The sequence below is a fragment of the Thioclava sp. JM3 genome, assembly GCF_002213185.1.
GTDB classification, from domain to species: Bacteria; Pseudomonadota; Alphaproteobacteria; order Rhodobacterales; family Rhodobacteraceae; genus Thioclava; species Thioclava nitratireducens.
The window spans coordinates 1-19,269 of sequence record NZ_NBOB01000015.1 but is presented as its reverse complement, the minus strand read 5'-3'; the positions used below and the strand labels follow the sequence as shown (position 1 = coordinate 19,269).

Annotated in this window: 17 protein-coding genes; 12 read left to right on the top strand and 5 right to left on the bottom strand. The window is 63.6% G+C overall.

The genetic code is table 11. The annotated features are described in order from the left end of the window. Positions 1–5 precede the first annotated feature (5 nt). Positions 6–1,169 (bottom strand): mechanosensitive ion channel family protein, encoded by a 1,164-nt coding sequence (locus B6V73_RS18865; RefSeq protein ID WP_088726131.1) that lies wholly within the window; start codon positions 1,167–1,169, stop codon positions 6–8. A 169-nt stretch (positions 1,170–1,338) separates the two neighbouring features. Between B6V73_RS18865 and B6V73_RS20895 the strand changes: the two genes are divergently transcribed. The 6 genes from B6V73_RS20895 to B6V73_RS18840 all read left to right on the top strand — a co-directional run bounded on the left by B6V73_RS20895 (position 1,339) and on the right by B6V73_RS18840 (position 7,769). Next, a complete protein-coding gene (locus tag B6V73_RS20895; protein WP_157771568.1) occupies positions 1,339–1,506 on the top strand; it encodes a hypothetical protein in 168 nt (55 codons plus the stop codon). Positions 1,507–1,581: 75 nt separating this feature from the next. Further along, entirely contained in the window at positions 1,582–2,940 is a 1,359-nt protein-coding gene (locus B6V73_RS18860) for a helix-turn-helix transcriptional regulator (RefSeq protein WP_088726130.1), read from the top strand. A gap of 51 nt (positions 2,941–2,991) precedes the next feature. Then, the gene (locus tag B6V73_RS18855; RefSeq protein WP_088726129.1) at positions 2,992–3,387 is read left to right on the top strand and encodes a response regulator; all 396 of its coding nucleotides are present in this window, start codon (positions 2,992–2,994) and stop codon (positions 3,385–3,387) included. Beyond that, positions 3,387–3,728: a hypothetical protein gene (locus tag B6V73_RS18850; protein ID WP_233243029.1), complete on the top strand. Its 342-nt coding sequence runs from the start codon at positions 3,387–3,389 to the stop codon at positions 3,726–3,728. The genes B6V73_RS18855 and B6V73_RS18850 overlap by 1 nt, the downstream gene beginning before the upstream one ends. 1 nt (position 3,729) lies before the next feature. After that, entirely contained in the window at positions 3,730–6,456 is a 2,727-nt protein-coding gene (locus B6V73_RS18845; RefSeq protein ID WP_088726128.1) for an ATP-binding protein, read from the top strand. Between the two features lie 89 nt (positions 6,457–6,545). Then, positions 6,546–7,769: a FliM/FliN family flagellar motor switch protein gene (locus tag B6V73_RS18840; RefSeq protein WP_168174938.1), complete on the top strand. Its 1,224-nt coding sequence runs from the start codon at positions 6,546–6,548 to the stop codon at positions 7,767–7,769. A 43-nt stretch (positions 7,770–7,812) separates the two neighbouring features. Here the strand turns inward: B6V73_RS18840 and B6V73_RS18835 are convergent, their stop codons facing one another. Both B6V73_RS18835 and B6V73_RS18830 read right to left on the bottom strand, forming a co-directional pair. Next, positions 7,813–8,313 (bottom strand): DUF6691 family protein, encoded by a 501-nt coding sequence (locus B6V73_RS18835; protein ID WP_240496906.1) that lies wholly within the window; start codon positions 8,311–8,313, stop codon positions 7,813–7,815. Continuing rightward, on the bottom strand, positions 8,313–8,738 hold the full coding sequence (locus B6V73_RS18830; protein ID WP_075774387.1) for a YeeE/YedE thiosulfate transporter family protein: 426 nt from the start codon (positions 8,736–8,738) through the stop codon (positions 8,313–8,315). Before B6V73_RS18830 ends, B6V73_RS18835 begins: the two co-directional genes overlap by 1 nt. A gap of 198 nt (positions 8,739–8,936) precedes the next feature. On the opposite strand from B6V73_RS18830, the gene B6V73_RS18825 reads away from it, so the two are divergent. Together B6V73_RS18825 and B6V73_RS18820 are read left to right on the top strand one after the other, a co-directional pair. Continuing rightward, entirely contained in the window at positions 8,937–9,275 is a 339-nt protein-coding gene (locus B6V73_RS18825) for a TraR/DksA family transcriptional regulator (RefSeq protein WP_075774388.1), read from the top strand. A 155-nt stretch (positions 9,276–9,430) separates the two neighbouring features. Then, entirely contained in the window at positions 9,431–11,428 is a 1,998-nt protein-coding gene (locus tag B6V73_RS18820; RefSeq protein WP_168173028.1) for an enoyl-CoA hydratase/isomerase family protein, read from the top strand. Between the two features lie 27 nt (positions 11,429–11,455). Here B6V73_RS18820 and B6V73_RS18815 read toward each other — a convergent pair whose 3' ends face one another. Next, positions 11,456–11,671 (bottom strand): hypothetical protein, encoded by a 216-nt coding sequence (locus B6V73_RS18815; protein WP_075774390.1) that lies wholly within the window; start codon positions 11,669–11,671, stop codon positions 11,456–11,458. Positions 11,672–11,875: 204 nt separating this feature from the next. On the opposite strand from B6V73_RS18815, the gene B6V73_RS18810 reads away from it, so the two are divergent. Then, a complete protein-coding gene (locus B6V73_RS18810) occupies positions 11,876–12,127 on the top strand; it encodes a DUF2312 domain-containing protein (RefSeq protein WP_075774391.1) in 252 nt (83 codons plus the stop codon). Between the two features lie 46 nt (positions 12,128–12,173). Here B6V73_RS18810 and B6V73_RS18805 read toward each other — a convergent pair whose 3' ends face one another. Continuing rightward, on the bottom strand, positions 12,174–13,049 hold the full coding sequence (locus B6V73_RS18805) for a hypothetical protein (RefSeq protein ID WP_075774392.1): 876 nt from the start codon (positions 13,047–13,049) through the stop codon (positions 12,174–12,176). A 277-nt stretch (positions 13,050–13,326) separates the two neighbouring features. Between B6V73_RS18805 and B6V73_RS18800 the strand changes: the two genes are divergently transcribed. The 3 genes from B6V73_RS18800 to B6V73_RS18790 all read left to right on the top strand — a co-directional run bounded on the left by B6V73_RS18800 (position 13,327) and on the right by B6V73_RS18790 (position 19,230). After that, complete coding sequence (locus B6V73_RS18800) at positions 13,327–14,889, top strand: iron ABC transporter permease (RefSeq protein ID WP_088726141.1); 1,563 nt, start codon at positions 13,327–13,329, stop codon at positions 14,887–14,889. A 253-nt stretch (positions 14,890–15,142) separates the two neighbouring features. Further along, positions 15,143–16,537 carry a site-specific integrase gene (locus tag B6V73_RS18795; protein WP_088726125.1) on the top strand — a complete coding sequence of 465 codons (1,395 nt, stop codon included), beginning with the start codon at positions 15,143–15,145 and terminating at the stop codon, positions 16,535–16,537. Beyond that, positions 16,534–19,230: a hypothetical protein gene (locus B6V73_RS18790; RefSeq protein WP_088726124.1), complete on the top strand. Its 2,697-nt coding sequence runs from the start codon at positions 16,534–16,536 to the stop codon at positions 19,228–19,230. The genes B6V73_RS18795 and B6V73_RS18790 overlap by 4 nt, the downstream gene beginning before the upstream one ends. Positions 19,231–19,269: the final 39 nt, after the last annotated feature.

The following is a 19,269-nucleotide window of genomic DNA, read 5'->3' as shown; positions in this document are numbered from 1 at the left end:
CCTGTTCAGGGAGAGGGCGCGTCACTTGGTGGCGCGTCAGCCGAGGACGCTTCACCTGCGGGCTCCCCGAGGAATGCAGCTTCGGCCGGGGACAGATCGGCCCGGGTTCGGGGCAGGGCGTGCGGCATCTCGGCCTGAATCCACGCCACCAACTCCTCGCGGATATGGCAGCGCAGATCGAAGGTGCGCGGACCGTTGCGGGCGGAGGCGAGGATACGCACTTCCATTACCCGCTCGCGGAAATCGGTGACTTGCAGCGCGAAGACCTTGCCGTCCCACAATGGATCGGCACGGGCGATCTCTTCGGCTTTCGCGCGGATGGCGGCGATGTCGGCCGTGTGATCGAGGTAGATCATCACGGTGCCGATCAGTTCTGCGCTTTCGCGGGTCCAGTTCTGGAACGGCTGTTCGATGAAATAGCTCAGCGGCACCACCAGCCGCCGCCAATCCCAGACGCGGATGACGACATAGGTGGACGTGATTTCCTCCACATTGCCCCATTCGCCTTCGACGATCAGCGCGTCGTCGATCCGGATCGGTTGGGTCAGGGCAAGCTGGATGCCAGCGAAGAGGTTCTTCAGTACCGGTTGCAGCGCAAGGCCTACCACGAGGCCCGCCGCGCCACCCGCCGCGAGGAGCGACACGCCATATTGGCGTACGGCGGGGAAAGTCATCAGCGCCGTGGCGACCGCGATGATCACGATCATCACTTTGGCCACGCGCATCAGGATGCGGGTCTGGGTGACGTGCTTGCGCGCCAGCAGGTTGTCTTCCGCGTCGAGCTTGAAGCGCCGCAGATGGATCGTCGTCCAGATGTAGAGTGCGGTATAGGCAATCCATGCCAGACAGAGGATCAGCGCGACCAACAGGATATGCGTGATTGCACTGGTGACCGCAGCGCCGACCGGGGCGACCCCGTTCGCGAGGCCAAGTGCCACGATCAGCAGTATCAGCCGCATCGGTCGCGCGCCGCGCGCCATCAGCGAGCGCCAGAACAGATCGCGATCGGCCACCGCGCGATTGAGCGCCGTGAACACCACCCGGAACAGCAGCAGAGCGAGCAGCGCCGCCGCGACATAGGTGATCAACGCCACCGCCCAGTCCGGCAGGAATTTCTGCGCCGTATCGATGGCGCTGGCCAGTTCGGTCTCGATCGTATCGGGCTCCATCCGCGTCTCCGCAATGCCACGCCTTTTTGCTGCGTTGCCGCATTGATGATGGCGCTTCGATCTGCGCTGTCAAATCGGCCTGGACATTGACGCAGATCATCGAGGCCGAAAGGCGGGAATGTAGAATGACATTCGGGAAAACATCCCGTTTCGAGCACTGGAGGAAGCTATGAGACATCGCTTTTCTGCAACCATCGCGCAGCTTGCAGCCCTATTCGCGCTGGTCGCCTTCGCGGGCTGTACGCAGCTTGAGCGCGACATCGGGGAATGCGAGCCGGGCGTCGCGGGGATGTCCGGTATGGCCACGGTCGCCCCGTCGGGCGTGGGAACCTGCTGAGTGGCGTGTAAAACGCTGTAAAATGATTTTCTTCTCCTGCACTTGCCTGTAAAAGCGAGGGCAGGAGTATTGCATATGGCCCGTTCCGCACTCACTGGCACCCGCATTCGCGAGCGGCGCACTTCGCTCGGTTTGAAACAGGCTGACCTCGCGCGAGCCGCCGGAATTTCCGCCGCCTATCTCAACCTGATCGAGCACAACCGCCGCCGCGTCAGCGATGCCTTGATCGAGCGGATCGCGAGCGCGATGGGCATTGATCCGGTCACGCTGGGCGAGGGGGCGGAAGGGGCGCTGTTCGCAGGGCTGCGCGAGGCGGCGGCGTCGGTGGAGCTGGCCGAGGCCGGCGAGGCTGGCAGCGCCGCGACTGTCAGCCAGCTTGCGCCCGACCTCGACCGGATCGAGGAATTCGTGGGCCGCTTTCCCGCCTGGGCCGCGCTTCTGGTGAACCGTCAGGCGCGGCTGGCCGAATTGGAGCGCGTCGTCGAGACCTATGCAGAGCGCATGGCCCAGGACCCGTTCCTGCTGACCTCGCTTCACGAAGTGCTCTCGGCTGTGACGTCGCTGCGCTCTACCGCTGCGATCCTTGTCGAGACCGAGGATATCGAGCCGGAATGGCGCGCGCGGTTTCTCAACACGATCCAGGAGGAAAGCCTGCGCCTTTCGGGGACGGCGGAGGCCTTGGTCGGCTATCTCGACGAGATGGAAACCGCCGAGACCGGTCTGTCCTCGCCGCAGGAACAGGTGGAGGCGTGGCTCGAGGCGCGCGGCTGGCATTTCCCGGAACTCGAGGGGGACGGGACCGATCCGGCCGAGCTGATCGCGGGCGCGCCGGAATTGGCCTCCGCGGCGGCTCGGGAATTGGCGCGCAACCATCTGCGGCGGCAGGCGGAGGATGCGCGTGCGCTGCCGTTCGATCCGCTGCTGGCGGCGCTGGCCGAGCTCGGGCCCGATCCGGGGGGCTTGGCCGCGCGCTTCGCGGTGCCGCTCGCGCAGGTGTTGCGGCGGCTCGCGGCGCTGCCGGCGGGCGCGCCGGGCTTGGGGCAGCCGGGGCTCGTGATCTGCGACGGCTCGGGCACGCTGACCTTCCGCCGCGCAGCGCCCGGATTCCTGTTGCCGCGCTTCGCCGCCGCCTGTCCCCTCTGGCCGCTCTACGAGGCGCTCGCGCGTCCGATGCAGCCGATCCGGGCGCTGGTCGACATGGCCGGGCGGCTGCCGCAACGCTTCCTGACATATGCCGTCTCCGAACCGCGCCCGACCGGCTTCGACGGACCCGTGCTGATGCGCGCGACGATGCTGATCCTGCCCGCGCCGCCGCAGAGCTCCGATGCCCCGGCGCGCCCGATCGGTGCGTCGTGCCGGATTTGCCCGCGTGGCGACTGTCCGGGGCGGCGCGAGCCCTCGATCGTCGCGGATGCATCGGCGGAGCGGGCGTGAGGGTTTGACAGGGCGCGACACGGTGGCGATAGTCGGGTGAGGGGGATGGCTATGGCGCAAAGACAGGTGCTGTTGATCGAGGACGAGCCGCATATCGCGGAAGCGATCCGGTTCATCCTGACGCGTGCCGGCTGGACGGTGTCGGTGCTCGAAGACGGCGCGCGGGCAATGGCGCGCATCACCGGCGATCCGCCCGATGCAATCATCCTCGACCTGATGTTGCCGGGGCGGTCCGGTCTCGAAATCCTTGCCGATATGCGCGCGGATGCCGCGCTGCGTGATCTGCCGGTTCTGATGCTCAGCGCGCGCGGGCAGGGGCGCGACCGCGATGCCGCGAACCGCGCCGGGGCGACGGCCTTCCTCGCCAAACCTTTTGCCAATGGCGACGTGCTCGATCAGCTCGAGGCGATCACCGGCGGGGGCGCGGCGCGCCGGGAGCCCGCCTGATGCCGCAGACGGGCCAGCCGCTCTTTCTTGCCCGCCGTTCCTATCGCCGCCGCCGCCTGATGGATGCGGCGCGGCTGTTGCCGCTCGTCGGGCTCGTGCTGATCCTGATCCCGGGCCTGTGGCATCCGGCGCAGACCCCGATGCCCGATACCGGTCGTGGAGGGCTCTACCTGTTTGGGGTCTGGATCGCCCTGATCGTCGCGGCCTTCGCGATCGCCCGCGGGCTTGGCCCGGTGCTCGATGCAGAGGATGTGGCCGAAGGCACGGCCAACGCAGACGACGACCGGATGGACGCCGCCTCCACACGCCGCGCGCCGGACGCGCCGCCGCCGGAGGGCTGAGATGCCCTTCAATAATCTCGTCGCGGTCTGCCTGACCTATGTGATCGTGCTCTTCTCGGTGGCCTTCGTCGCGGAACGCCGTGCAGAGCGCCGCCGTCTGCGATTTCTGCGCTCGCCGGTGATCTACACGCTCTCGCTCTCGATCTACTGTACCGCATGGACGTTCTACGGCGCCGTCGGCTACGCGGCGCGCTCGGGGCTGGAATTCCTGACCATCTACCTCGGCCCGACGCTTGTCTTCGTCGGCTGGTGGTGGGTGTTGCGCAAGCTCGTGCGGATCGGGCGCACCCATCGCGTGACTTCGATTGCGGACCTGATTTCCAGCCGCTACGGGAAATCGAACACGCTGGGCGTCATCGTTACGCTGATGTCGGTCGCCGCCGCCACGCCTTATATCGCGCTGCAGCTGCAATCGGTGACGCTGAGCTTCGGCGTCTTCGCCGCAGGGACGCCCGAGGGCTGGGCATTGCCCGATCAGGGGGCGACGGCGCTGTGGATCGCGGGCGGGCTTGCGATCTTCACAATTCTCTTCGGCACCCGAAACCTCGATGCGAATGAGCGTCACCATGGCGTCGTCACCGCCATCGCGCTGGAGGCGGTGGTGAAGCTGGTCGCGCTGGTCGCGGTGGGCGTTTTCGTCGTCTGGGGCCTGGGCGGCGGGCCGATGGACATGCTTGCCCGGATCGACGCCTCGAAAATCGCGGAGTGGAATCTCAACCCGGGGCGCTTCGCTGGGCTGACCTTCGTCTCGGCGGCCGCGATCCTGACCTTGCCGCGCATGTTTCAGGTGCTGGTCGTCGAGAACGTGGACGAGCGGCACCTCGCGACCGCAAGCTGGGCCTTTCCGGCCTATCTGATGCTGATGAGCCTCTTCGTCGTTCCGATCGCGGTGATGGGGCTGGAGCGTATGCCCGAGGGCGCGAACCCCGATCTGTTCGTCCTCACGCTGCCGCTGTCCGAAGGGCAGGGAAAGCTGGCGCTGCTGGCCTTCTTGGGTGGGTTTTCCTCGGCCACGTCGATGGTGATCGTCGCGGCGATTGCGCTCGCGACAATGGTCTCGAACCATATCGTGACGCCGCTTTGGCTCGCGCTGCGCCGGGAAGGGCCGCGCGCCCAAGGCGATGTGCGCGGGCTGGTTCTGGCCTCGCGCCGGGTCTCGATCATCGCTGTGCTGGCGATGGGCTATGCCTATTACCGGATGTCGGGCGGCTCCGAGGCGCTGGCGGCGATTGGCTTGATCGCATTCGTCGGCGCAGCGCAGGTTCTGCCAGCGTTGATCGGCGGCATCTTCTGGCGCGGCGCGACCCATGTGGGCGCGGCGGCGGGGCTGGTGATCGGCTTCGCGCTCTGGGCCTATACGCTGTTCCTGCCGTCGGTGGGCGATGCCGGGCTGATACCGCAGATCGTTCTCGATCACGGCCTCTTCGGGTTCGAATGGCTGCGCCCGCATGCTTTGTTCGGGATCGCGGGGCTCGACCCGCTGCTGCATGCGCTGTTCTGGTCTCTGCTGTTCAACACGCTGGCCTTCCTGATCTTCTCGATGCTGTCCTTCCCCGGCCCGATGGAGCGGCTGCAGGGCGTGGCGTTTGTCAATATCTACGACCAGAGCCCCGCCGCGCGATCCTGGGTGCAAGGCGGTGCCGAGGCCGAGGACCTGCTGTCGATGTCGCAGCGCATTCTGGGCGCCGAGCCTGCGCAACATTTCTTTCAGGCGCAGGCGGCGGGGCAGGGCAAGGCCGGGTTCCTGCCCGACACCACGCCCGATTTCCTCGCCCGTCTGGAGCGGAAGCTGGCAGGCTCGGTCGGTGCCTCGACGGCGCATGCGATGATCGCGCAGCTCACCGGGGGCACCTCCGTGTCGATGCAAGATCTGATCGCGGTGGCGGGCGAGACGGCGGAAGCGAAGGAATACACCGCGCGGCTAGAGGCGAAATCCGAGGAGCTGGCCCGGGTTGCGCGTGCGCTGCGCGAGGCCAATGACAAGCTGCAGGATCTGTCGGTTCAGAAGGACAGCTTCCTCAGCCAGATCAGCCACGAGCTACGCACGCCCATGACCTCGATCCGGGCGTTTTCCGAGATTCTGATGGAGCCCGATCTGCCGGATTCGATGCGCGCGCAATATGCCGAGATCATCCATGAAGAAGCGCGCCGCCTGACGCGTCTGCTGGATGATCTGCTCGACCTGTCCGTGCTGGAAAACCGTCGCGCGCAGCTCAATGTCTCGGTCGCCAATCTGCACGACCTGATCAATCGCGCGGTGCAATCGGCCTCCTCGACGCGGCCCGAACGGGCATTCCGCATCGAGCGCGATTTCCCGACCGAGCATATGCCGATCTTCACCGATGCCGACCGGTTGGTTCAGGTCATGATCAACCTGATCTCGAACGCGCGGAAATATTGCGATGCCGAGAAGGCGGTGCTGCGGATCGAAGTTAAGCGCCGCGGCAAGCGGGTGCAGATCGATTTCATCGACAACGGCGCGGGGATTCCGAAAAAGAGCCAAAAGCTGATCTTCGAGAAATTCGCCCGCTTGACCGACCAAAGCCGCGCCGGTAGCGCGGGGCTCGGGCTCGCGATTTGCCGCGAGATCATGTCCAATCTGGGCGGCACGATCGACTATGTGCCGGGGCAGGGCGGGGCCGCGTTCCGCATCACCCTGCCACTCCGGCGCAGTGATCTGCGCGCACCCTCCGACGAGGCTTCCGAGAGCGCAACGCTTTCACGCTAAGACGCGATCGCCGTAGCATTTGAAACGGTTTGTAAACCTCGACCTGCCAAAGCTGGGAAAGAGACCCCGAAAGCGGGCGGATGGAGGTCATGGTTCACGAGCGCGAGACATCGGTGCTGCGGCGTAAGACCGAGGCGGCGAAGACGGGTGCAGGCACGGCCCCGATCACCGCTGCCCGGGCGGTGACGCTCGCGCTGTCCAAGGTCGCGCAGGACAGGCTTGATCTACCGTTGCAGGTCACTGCGATCGAAGAGGCGATGCGGTCGCTCGCCGATTTGCCGGAGATGCTCGAAGACCTGTCACTGCTTGCGGTGATCGAAGGTCCGGCGGAGGCGCTCGGCGTCCTCGCCCTTCCGCCCGCCACTTTGGCGACGCTAATCGAGATGCAGACGATGGGGCGGTTCGGCAAGACCATGCCCGCCCCGCGGAAACCCACCCGGATCGATGCTGCGATCGCCGCCGATTTCGTCGATGCGGTGCTGACCGAGATCGAGGAGGCCCTGATCAGCGAGCCGGCTATTTCATGGGCCGGGGGCTTCCGCTTCGCCTCGCATCTCGACGACCCCCGTCCGCTCGGCTTGCTGCTGGAAGATGTCAGCTATCGTGTCTGGACGGCAGAGCTCAGCTTCGGCGCGACGGGCGAACGCAGCGGCGGTTTCCTCTGGGCGGTTCCGCGCGAAGGGCGGGGCGCCGCAATGCGCCGCGTGGCCCCGGCGACGTGGGAGGATGCGAAGGGAACTGCGAGCCCGGAGGCCGCTTTCGTCCCCGACGACCCTGCGCGCGACTGGTCCGCCACGTTCGAACGCTCCATCCTCGCGGCTTCCGCGCAGCTTGAAGCGGTCCTGCACCGTGTGACCTTGCCGCTGTCCGCCGTGCTCACGCTGCGTCAGGGTTCCGAGATTCCGATCCCGCGAGACGCTCTGGAGCGGATCGCGCTCGAGGCGCAGGGGCGGCGCAAGCTCTCGCTCGCCCGGCTTGGGCAAAGCCACGGCATGCGGGCGCTGAGGCTGTGTGACGCGGAAGCCGCGGGGGCTGCTGGCGCGCAAGGGGTGGGGGCGTTCGATGCCGGAGTGTCACCCTATGCGGAGGCGCCGACGCCGGACGATCTGCCCGGCCTGTCCCGCCTCGGCGACCCGTTCGATCCTGCTTACGACGCGGAAAAGGGGGGGCATGCCGTTCACGCCTCGGAGCCGCGCGGCTTGGTCGGGCTTGCCCCGGATATGGATTTCGGCGAGCCGCTCGATCTCGACACGCTCGCGCCATCGCAAGACGAGGAGGAGCTAACACCGCTGAAGATTCAGTCGGGCCTGTGACCACAGGCGCCCCGAAAGCTGCCGACGGAAGCGCGGTGTAGCCTTACGCGCCACGCGCCGCCGGGGGTGTGGCCGTCTCGTTGGTCCCGTTCTCGCAGGGCGGCACCTCCAGCGTGCTGCGATCCAGCATGCTCAGCCAGACTTTCGCCCGTGGCGCCAGCGCCATGCCGACCCCCATGGCGATCAGGAACAGCCAGCCTTCCCAGCCATTGAAGGAGAGCGAGCCCATCGCGGGGCCGGGGCACAGCCCGGCAAGGCCCCAACCCGCGCCGAACAGGAGCGAGCCGAGCACGAGGTTGCGGTCCACCAGCCGCGGGAACGGCCCCGGCATCGGCGAGCCCAGCATCGAGGTTTCGCGCCGCTTCGCGAAGATCCAGACGAAGGCCATCACGCTCACCGCGCCGCCCATCACGAAGGCCAGCGTCGGGTCCCAGTCGCCGAACACGTCGAGCCAGCCCTGCACCTTTTTCGTGTCGACCATGCCCGCCACGAGGAGACCCGCGCCGAACAACCCGCCCGACAGGAACGCGAAGACGTTGCGCATCAGATCACTCCCAGAAAATGCCGGAAGATCACGAGGACCAGCGCGCCTCCCAGCAGGTAGAAGGCGGTGGCGACGATGCCGCGCAGCGAAAATCGCGAGATACCGCAGACGCCGTGGCCCGAGGTGCAGCCGTTCGCGATCCGCGTGCCAAGACCCACCATCAGGCCCGCCGCGACGATGACCCAGACCGATGTCGTCATATGGGTGTCGACCGTCTTGTAGAGCGGCACGAGCAGCGGCGGCACCGCGATCAGCCCGCCGAGGAAGGCTACGCGTTCAGACACGGTTTCGCGGCCCGACCCATCGACGAGCCCGCCGACGATGCCGCTCGCGCCCATGATCCGGCCGTTGACCAGCAGAAACAGGCCGGCGCCGGCGCCGATCATAAGGCCCCCGACGAGGCCCCAAATCCAATCTTGATGCATGAGCTCTCCCCGTGCTCCATTTCGGATCGAACGGGCTCTCCGTCCGGAACCCGTCACGGTCCGGATGCTAGCCCTCGCGCCTGCGAGGGCGCAAGCACGTTGATATCTGCATATGTGCGTGAATGCGACCGGTTGATTTGCGTCAAAGCGAAGGAACGCTTGCCCGATTAGCTGGTTGTATCGATCAAGGAGGACAGGATGAAGTCAACTGAAACGCGCAAGAACGAACTCGAAGCCCGGCGGGCCCAACTCTCGGAGCGGATGGCACAGGTCGAATCCGAACTTGAGGGGCACGAGGAAAAGGATTGGGACGACGCCGCGATCGAGCATGAGAGCGACGAGGTTCTCGAAGACCTCGGGCAGTCGGCGCAGTCCGAGATGCGCGCGATCGACGCGGCCCTGGCCCGGATCGAAGCGGGCGAATACGGCTATTGCGTCACCTGCGGCGAGCGTATCGACGAAGCGCGGCTCGATCTGCTGCCTGCGACGCCGTTCTGCCGCGAGCACGCGCCGGGCGCAAAGGCACCCCGCCAGTAACGTGAAGCGCATTCTTTGTACGGTGCAGGAGGAGCTCGATGCCCCTGCACCTCCCCTGTGGGAATGCGCGTTTTCCCTTTTGTTTTGAACCTGCTTCGCTTTAAACTTCGCGCGGCGGCGCATCGCACGGGATGTCCCGTAACAAGTGGGGGACGATGGCGAAACGGGTTAAATTCCGTACACAGGACGGGCTGGCTTGGCTGACGCTTGCAGCGCTTGACGATCAGGGCGCGCGGGCGGGTATCACCGCCGAGATGCGCCAGGCGATCGGCGGTGTGCTGGACCGGGTCGCGGGTGACAGCAGCCTTCGCGGTCTGGTTTTGCAGGGTGGGGCGTCGGGCTGGCCCTGCGCGCCTGATCCGCTGGAGGATTTCGACGAAATCTCGCCGCGCGCCGGGAAGGGCGACGCGGTGCCGAGCCTGTCGGAACTGTGTCGTCGGCTCGGAGCGCTCGACCTGCCTGTGCTGGCGCGGCTCTCCGGCCGGATCGCGGGCGGTGCGATGGCGCTGGCGCAGGCCGCCGATCTGCGCATCGCCGATCCCGATACCTGTTTCGCGGCACCGGAATTCGCGCTTGGCGGCTTCGTCGGCGCGGGCGGTCTCGTGCGGCTTGCGCGGCGGATCGGTGGCGCGCGAGCGCTCGCGCTCGTGGCTGCCGGAGAAGAGGTAGAGGCTGAGCCCGCCCGGGCGCAGGGCCAATGCGACCTCGTGCTGGGCGCGACCGATCGCAGCCAGATAGCCGCCGCGCTCGATATGCTCATCGCCGAGGGCGTGCCGCGCACCGATACCGCGCTGGACGATCCCGCGGCCTATCTCAACGATCTCGCGCCGCTGCGTGCGCAGCTGGGGAAGGGGCCGCTTGCGCCAGTGGGTGCGCGGCTGTTCGAGGTGGTCGAGGGGACGCTGTTGCTGCCGCTCGACGAGGCGCTCGATGTCGAGTCGGTGGCGTTGCAGGATTTGCTCGACGCGCCGCTGTCACGGGCCTTGCGTCACGCCGCCCGGGTCACGCGCCGCGCCGCTCATCTGCCCGGGGAAGGTCATCCCACTGCACCGCCGCCGTTGCGGATCGGTCTGTGGGATCAGCCCGCCGGGATGGCGGGGGGCTTGCTCGCCGCCGGGCACGAGGTGGTGTTCGGGGCAACCGATCCCGCCGCGATCGAGACCGCCTTCGCCGATATCGCGCGCAAGCAGGAAGTCGCGGTGCAGAGCGGCAGCTTGTCGCCCGATACCCGCGAGGCCGATTGGGCGCGGCTTGGCGCGGCGATGACCCGCGAGGGACTATCTGGGTCGGATGCGATCATCGCGACGGGGACGGGGGCTTTCCCGGCCGCGCCGCTCAGCGCGCGCAATGCCGAGGATCTGCCCGAAGGCGCGGAGGAATTCGGGCTGCGCCGCACCGGCGATCTGTGCGAAATCGTGCCGCCCGACGGCGCGCTGCCTGCCGATCTCTACGCGATGGCAGGGTTGATGCGGCAGGGCGGGATGCAGGTTCTGCGCGGCGGTCCAGGCATAGGCGGCATCGCCGATCATCTGCGCCTGGCCTATATCGCCGCGGCAGAGCGGGCGGTGCTCGCAGGGGCTTCGGTCGCGCAGGTCGATGCCGCGATCCGCGAGGCAGGCGGCGCGCGTCCGCCGCTTGAACTGACCGACCGGCTGGGCATCGACGCCGTGCTAGAGGATTTCGCGCGGCTCCACCGTCCATTCGGTCCGCTGTTGAGTTTGCTCGCGCTCGATGCCGCGGCGAAAGGCGCGGGGCAAAAGGGCTTCTACGATTGGAGCGAGGGCTCGCCACGCCCGGTGCCCGATCAGGCAGAGGCGCTGGCTGCGTTGCGCGACGAGGCGGGGATCGTGCCGCGTCGCCTGTCGAATGCGCGCATCCGCGCCCGGATATTGGCCGAGCTTGCCAATTGCGGCGCGGAGCTGTTGCAGCACGCGCAGGCGCATCGGGCCGGCGATATCGACGTCGCGGCGCGCCACGTGCTGGGCTTTGCGCCACAGATGGGCGGGGTGATGTTCGCCGCCGACCGCGCCGGGCTTCTCGCCACGCGCAAGCTGCTGCGCGAACTGGTCGAAGAGGGCGCCCCCGAGCCGGTCACGCTCTGGGATGTGTTGATCCGTAACGGGAAGTGCTTCGCCGATCTCGACGACGCGTGAGGCGAGGCGCCCGTCGGACGGGGCACCTCAGCCGAGGAAGATGCCTAGCACCACCATCATCAGCCCGATCACCGACACGAACAGCGCGCCCATATTGATCGCAATGATCTTTTGCAGCCGTGCGCGCAGTTCCTCGTCGGGCAGGCCTGCGCGTTTGGCGCTCGCCACTTTGACGATGCAATAGAGGATGCCGAACAGCCCGATCACCGAGACGACGGCCCCTGCCCAGATCAGATTTTCCATTGCGGCCTCCGAAAGTTGCGCGCGCCTGCCTAGCCCGTCGCGGGGGGTATGGCAAGAAAAACGCGGGCGCCTGTGTGATCGCGGGAAATCGCACAGGAAAAATCGGCTTGCGGAACCCGCCGATCCGCGCGCGCCGCCTCTTGATGCGCGCAGACGCTCGGGCTAGTCAGAGCGCCGACCCCCGATCGCAAGCAGGAGAGGCCCATGCCCAACGATGCCGCCTACAATGTCGCCGCCGACGAACTGCGCCAGTTCATCGAACAGTTCGAGAGCCTCGAAGCCGAGAAGAAAGACATCGCCGAGCAGCAGAAGGACATCATGTCCGAGGCCAAGGCCCGCGGCTACGACACCAAGGTGCTGAAGAAGATCGTCGCCCTGCGCAAGCGCGACAAGGACGACGTGGCGGAGGAAGAAGCGATTCTCGACCTCTACAAATCCGCGCTGGGGATGGGCTGAGCGCCACCGCGCGCCGGGCGATGGTCCGGCGCGACCCGCCCTGTGCTCAGGGCGCGATGAATTCCACACCGGGCATCCGCGCGATCGCGGCGACGTCGGCGTCGTATTGCGCGGTGATTTCCTCGACCAGTTCATCGGTCCAGCCCGGCAGCGGCGCCTCGATCTCGAGCGCTTCGGGCTTGGCGTATTTGTCGAGGAACGCCGCCACGATCTTGCGCCGATGCAGCACCGATTTCGGCGGGTTCGCGTCGAAATAGCTCCGCAGCCGTTCGATCCCCTCTTCGGGCATGATCTGGCGCAGGACCATCATGTCGCCCTTGAGCGCCTGATCCTCCGGCAGCCCGCCGACAGAGCGCAGCACCTCGGGCCAGATCAGCGGCAGGTCCTCGTTGCACCAGATCACGAAGCGCCGGCCGCCCGCGGCCTCCACCATCTGTCGGATGAGCGGCTCCCAGCGCAGCTCGCGCGGGTCGTGGCCTTCCATGATCTGCTCGTAGTTGCGCTTGGGTAGCCGCGCGACCAGTTGCGGGATCAGGCTCGCGGGGTTGATCAGCGCGAGGTGGAACTCGGTCTCCGCGTCGGGAAACAGGTTCGCCAGCGGCGCGAGCTTGCTCGGCGCCATCGCGTAGAACCCGCGCTTGGTGATCACCCGCTCGGGGATGCAGAGGAAGAATGCGTGGCTGAACACCAGCCGGTCGAGGACCGGCGCGTCGGTGCTCGCTTCGATGATCGCGTCCTGCACTTCCTGCGGGGCCGGTCCGCCTTTCAAAGAGACCAGCGCATCGCGCAGAACCATTCGGTAGCTGCGGGGCGCGGGCACGGCGATGCGATGAGATTCGAGAAGCCGATCATTGCTCGAAAGCGCGCCAACGATACGATCTTCATCGGTCGAATGCGCTCCGAGATGGAAAACGACTTTCATTCTGCGCGCCTCAATATCGTCTGCCGGGTCAAGCCCTTATTGTTGGCGCTCACTCTAGCCGCTCCGTTCTGGACAGGCAAACCCGTTTCGGGGTAGGAGGTCGGAACAATTCCGACAAAACTGATCGGGAAAGCCCGTGCCAAAATCCGCCCCATTCCTCTCGGCCCGCCCCATCTCTGCATCGCGCGGGCGCTTGCGTCCGGCGGGTGGGCTGTGGTCGCTCGGGGCCGTAGTGATCGCGGTGCTGGTGCTTGCGCCGATCCTGGCCGTTGGATGGATGGCGCTCGATCCGCGCGACAATATCTGGCCGCATCTGATCGCGACCGTGCTGCCGCGCTACCTGATCAACACGGCAGTGCTGACGGGCGGCGTGGGGCTTCTGGCATCCGCCATCGGGGCGGGGGCCGCGTGGCTCGTGGTGATGTATCGCTTTCCGGGGCATCGCATATTGCAATGGTTGCTCCTGCTGCCGCTCGCGATCCCGGCCTATGTCGGAGCCTACGCCCTCACCGATTTCCTCGACTATTCCGGCCCGGTGCAAACCGCCATGCGCGGCGCTTTCGGCTGGGCCTCGGCGCGCGATTACTGGTTTCCCGAAATCCGCTCGCGCGAGGCGGCGGTCGTCGTGCTGTCTGCCGCGCTGTACCCCTATATCTATTTGATCACCCGTGCGGCCCTGCGCGAGCAATCCGGCGCCAGCTACGAGGTCGCCCGCGCGCTCGGCACCGGGCCGTGGGGGCTGGTCTGGCGCGTAGGCCTGCCGCTCGCCCGTCCAGCCATCGCCGCAGGGGCCGCGATCGCCATGATGGAGACGGTGGCGGATTTCGGCGTTGTGGATCATTTCGGCGTGCAGACCCTGACCACGGGCATCTTCTCGACATGGCTTTCGGGCGGCAATGCAGGCGGGGCGGCGCAGCTCGCGCTGGTGATCCTCGGGATCGTGCTCGCGCTCCTTATGGTCGAGAAACTCTCGCGCCGTCGTGTCCAGTATTACCAAAGCGCGCGTCAGGCCCGTCCTGTTCAGGCGCAGCGCCTAAAGGGTGCGGCTGGCTGGGTGGCGACGCTAGCCTGCGTGCTCCCGGTGGCTTTGGGCTTCGTGCTGCCGGTCGCAGTGATGGGCGGACATGCGCTCGCCAATCCCGAGGCGTGGTTCGGCCGGGGGCTCGGGCTCGCGCTATGGCACACGATCCTGACCGGGGGCGCGGCCGCTGCGATCACTGTGACGCTCGCGCTGTTCATGGTCTATGGGGTGCGCCTCTCGGGGCAGCGCCTGCCGCGTGCCGTGCTGCCGCTGACGACACTCGGCTATGCCGCGCCGGGGGCTGTGCTGGCGGTCGGCATCCTGATCCCGCTCGCCGGTCTCGATCATGCGCTGGCCGACACCGTACTGGCGCTGACCGGCTATGATCCGGGCTTGCTGCTGACGGGCTCGGCCTTCGCGATCATCCTCGCCTATGTCGTGCGATTCTTCGCCATCGCCCAAGGCGCGAGCGACGCCGCCTTCGGCCGCGTGCCGCCCTCGTTGCCGATGGCCGCGCGGTCTCTGGGGCGCACGCCAGGGGGCGTTCTGCGTAGCCTCTACCTGCCCCTGATGCGCGGGTCGGTCGGCTCGGCGCTGCTTCTGGTCTTCGTGGATTGCGTGAAGGAGCTGCCCGCGACGCTGCTGCTGCGCCCGTTCAATTTCGAGACGCTGGCCACGCGCACGCAGGAAAAGGCGAGCCTCGAGAATCTGGGCGATGCCTCCCCCGCCGCGCTTCTGGTCTGCGCGGTGGGCCTTGTCGCCGTCGCGATTCTCGCCCGCGCGGATGCGGCGCGCGCAGATCTTGCGCGTTCCCGCTGAGCGGCGTCTTGCACGAATTTCTCAGCCGCGCTATTGCGGGCCGGTCACGCCGGCGTAGCTCAGTTGGTAGAGCGTCTGATTTGTAATCAGGGGGTCGGGGGTTCTTATCTTACCCTGTAAGAGATACAGAAAAATCGCCCGGGAATTCTGATCTAAGTCCCTGCAAGAATTAACAACTTCGCAAAAACCACGCGCGGTTGACAGATACACCTTAAATTGTATCGTCGACACCTCGTTTCGCAGAGGAGAACAAATGAGGAACTTCGAGCGGCTCGCTACCAAGAACGGAAAATATGTCAACCATAGGTTGATCGACGGCGACGGTAACTTTGTCGAGGTGTTCGACACTTATACCGAGTCACTAATCAATGCGCGCTTGGCCGCAGCCACCGTAAAACGCTACTCAGAGGCCGTCGCTCAATTTTTGGACTACCTCTTCGATGCCGGTGTTTTCGGGCAGCCATGCTCCCGCTACGATCTCCTGAAGGCCGTAGATAGATACCTCCCCGCACGGATGGCCGGGCCAACGGCCACAAATGATCATATAAAAATCGTTAGAAGCCTCGGCCTAAAGCGCTTGGATAGCTCATCAGCAAGCAGCGCCGCCGCAGCAATCAACAGATTTCTCAAACTATCCGACTATCGCGCCGACTTAGAAGAACAGATCGCTGAGTGGCACGGCGAAACGCACGCGGAAACACCATCGCCAAAAGACCTATTCAAGCGCCTGACCGAAGCCAAACGGAGCCACTCTGAGGTTCGGCAGATCATGCAAAAATCCATGATTGCAAACGTCGTCCGAGCAAAGCCGGAAGGAATAGAGAAGCCACGCGGAAGCGGCGTCAAGTCGCCGCAGACGCGGTCCCAAGAGGACGACAAAAGGGACCTCCCTGTCGAATGGGTGCATCCCCTTCTGGATGCAAGCACCAGTTATCGCGATCGTGCTGTCTGGGCCCTAATGGCCGGGGCAGGATTGCGGCACAGCGAGGCGGCACAGCTGACCTGGGACGCCATCGATATCGAAGCGCAGCAGGTTTTCGTATTCGATCCCGATAGCGATCGCTACGCTGACCAAATGCCAGAGGAGTATCGCCCTCGTTTCAAGGGGAGGAAATACTCTGAAACATACATTCTTCCTCAATTGCGGGATGTGTTTTTCGAAGCGCTGGCTGACTACGTCCGCTATGAACACCGCCCGAAAGACCCAGACCATATGGTGTTCCAAGACATTACCGCAGGAGGTAATGGCCGCCCCTACAGCGAGGTATCGGATAAGAGCAAACGCGCAGCGTTTTTACGCGCATGCAAGAAAGCCGGAATTCCCGCTCCTCCTGGAAAAGAGAATTATACTCCCCACTCGTTACGCCATTTCTATGGCGTATTCATGTTGAACTACGTCCCAACTGAGGGGGGCTACGGAATAACTTTGACAGAGGTCCAGAGATTGATGGGCCATAAAGATCGCGCGACAACGGCCAAATATGCTCGCGAAGATCCGATCATCCTTGAGACAAAGCTTCTTCTGATCGATCAAATCGCGATGGGCCAACAGCCCAACGAACGCGAGCTGAAAGCGTGGGTCGCACAAAGGCATCAGGACATTGCTCACCGACTTCTCAACTCCGACTTGAAGGGTATTGAAAATTGATAAACCTAAACTCAGAAATCATCTTCAAGTCGATCAAGAAGGCAGACATAGCCCGCGTCGCATCTCGATGCTACAGCGAAGCGGTCGAGTTTCATGATCAAAAGCCAACAAAGGCCAATCGGCAAGCGATCCCCCACGTCAGATGTATAGAACAGGCTGTTGCGAACATTGAAAACGCTCAAGAGATCGCCGCTGAGATCGCGGACATAGCGGGAGGGGTCCCCTCACCGGCAAATCGAATTGCCAACGAGGTCAGCTGGTTCGAGAGCAAGACGAATGGCGCCATCCGAAAAGTAGCCAGGAGGACCGCCCGGCACATCATATTTCGTCTATGGCTCGATGACAAACTCATCCTACCTCTGACATACAAAATGACTAATTCTGTCACTCTGGAAATGCGAGTAAGCGAGGGAACCGAGCTCCTCAAGTTCATTTCAAACTATTCTGAGGAAGAAGAAGACGTGCTCGATTTTGGCAGTCAGATTGAACACAGGGTTACGCAACATAGTCTCAGCTGGATTTACTCAACTGATTGGCATGTTCTTGCACAGGTCAAACTCGATGAGGTTCTTGAGCTTTGGAATCATCTTCAGGAGCTACATAAGTCTCCCGACAGAAAGACTACGCCGCCGTCAGTAAAGGTCCTTTTCGAACTATTAGCCAAGAATGGCCATCTCGGCTTCTCCCATGGAGAACTTGAGGATGCTATCAAGGGACGCCGCGAAACTGCCGCGCACAAAACTTGGGAAGGTCGGAGTAAGAATTCGGACCTCCCGTATATCCGGGCGGGACAGCGAAACTTTGGTTTCTTCGCACTTCCCGAGCACTTAGTGGGCACAGCGTGGGAGTTCCCTAAAGTGACGGCCGCCAAATGGAACGAGCTGTTTGAAAGGTATATTGATTATAGAGTTAATGAGAAAGGCTGGGAAAGTGAAAAAGGTGTCAGGAAAACGTTTCATGCCTTTGCTGATTACATCTCCTACTTCCTTCCGCAGCGGTGTCAAGAAACGGGGGCGAGCCTGCCTATTGTTGCCGCTCCAAAGGACTTCAAGAGGTATCCCTTCGTAGATCAAACCGGTAGGCCGATTGCGTTCGAAAGTTACACGGATTTCGCAAAGGCGAGAGCCCGGACACCGGGCGGCGTTCGAGTCCTCATCACGCATGTGCAGTCCTTTTTCGACTGGATTGCATATGCTTTCGGAGACGAGGAGTTTTCCCACATAGCGGGACCCCAATTCAAGAACCCATTAAACGTCAAGTTTAACGCTCCGCCAACTAAGAAAAACAACAAGACCAACAAGGTCCCGATCCGCAAAGATACGTTTCCGCACCTTATGAGCTATCTAAACGCAGTTGAGAAATTCGGGTGCGAGCTCACAAGGATGCCGAAGCAAGTGCTCAGTTCAATCCCATTCAGGACGTATAACGATAATTATCTGATTAAGACTTCTGACTTCGGTCCGTCGCCCAGCTACGTATATATGGATGAGACTTACATCATCCGGCATGTGCCCTTGAGGCTTCTCGTCGGCCAACGTGACGCTCAAAAGGGCATAAACCTTAGCACTCTGAGAATGATCATCGTGGCACTCGAAACTGGATTGCGCTTTCAGTCCGTGCAGTGGCTGGATCGATATACGTGGGATCACCTCAATACGAATAACCAGGACGACGATGAAATTAGGATGCTATACATCAATACAGATAAGACCAAGGATGAACCATGGACCCGACCAATTCGGGTGCGGGTTTTCGATTTGCTCAAGAGGCAAGTCGAGGAGCTGGAGCGCCTGAAGGCGAAACCCCGCAAGTTCAAATACGAAGGTCGCGCCAGTAGTCGATTTGACCCCGTTACGCCTCTTTTCGTGAACGCATCAAGCAAGGTTGTCCCCGATCAGGCTTACGATGATGCGTGGAGTGAAGTTCTCGTGGCTTTCGCGGGCTTCGCATTTGACAACAGCCTCAATCTGCCTCCGATGTTCTCTTTTGTAAAGGCTGCAGGGATCGAAGGTGAAATTGATCCGGGTAAAAACAATCGGGACGGCTTCCCTTACTGCGAACTGGCGATCAAGAGAATCTCAACCCCTCATTCGGCCCGATCTACTTATGTAACCCGGCGCAGCGGAGCAACTGATTTCGTGTATCTGGCAAAACTCCTCGGCCAGAAGAGCAAAGAGGTAACGATCCACTACGACTACCCCGAGCATCATGAGTTAATCGAGGCATTGCGAGCAGGCGAAGAAGTGGCATACAATCCCGGTGCGGCTCGATCTGCCTCTGCCACGATTAAGTCTGGCCCTGCCGCGATTAAGGCGAGGTCGGCCAATAGTGCGCTACAAAGGTCTTTCTCCAACGATCGCGAAGAGACCATTGATCGCTTCAGAATGATTAGCCTGTCTACGGCCCTCTCTGATGCGGATGAAACGGGTATCGATGTCCTCCGTAACAGTCCGGTCGCGAATATCGTGTTTCGAGATACTCATATCTGCCCTGTCGGCGAAGAATGCCCCAAGGATGTTATCGCTGCGGCGGGGGCAACCATGAGATGCGGAGTGTGCAAACTGGCTTGCAAGAGCATAGATCACTTGCCTGCTATCGCCGCGAAAATTCGACAACTGACTTCCCGCATTAAGCACAACGGTGATCTCTTTATCTGTAAGCGGCGGCTGCATCCCACCTCAGGTTCAGCTTGACGGCTTGAAGTTCCACGGGAGAAGTTCGTCGATGCGGCC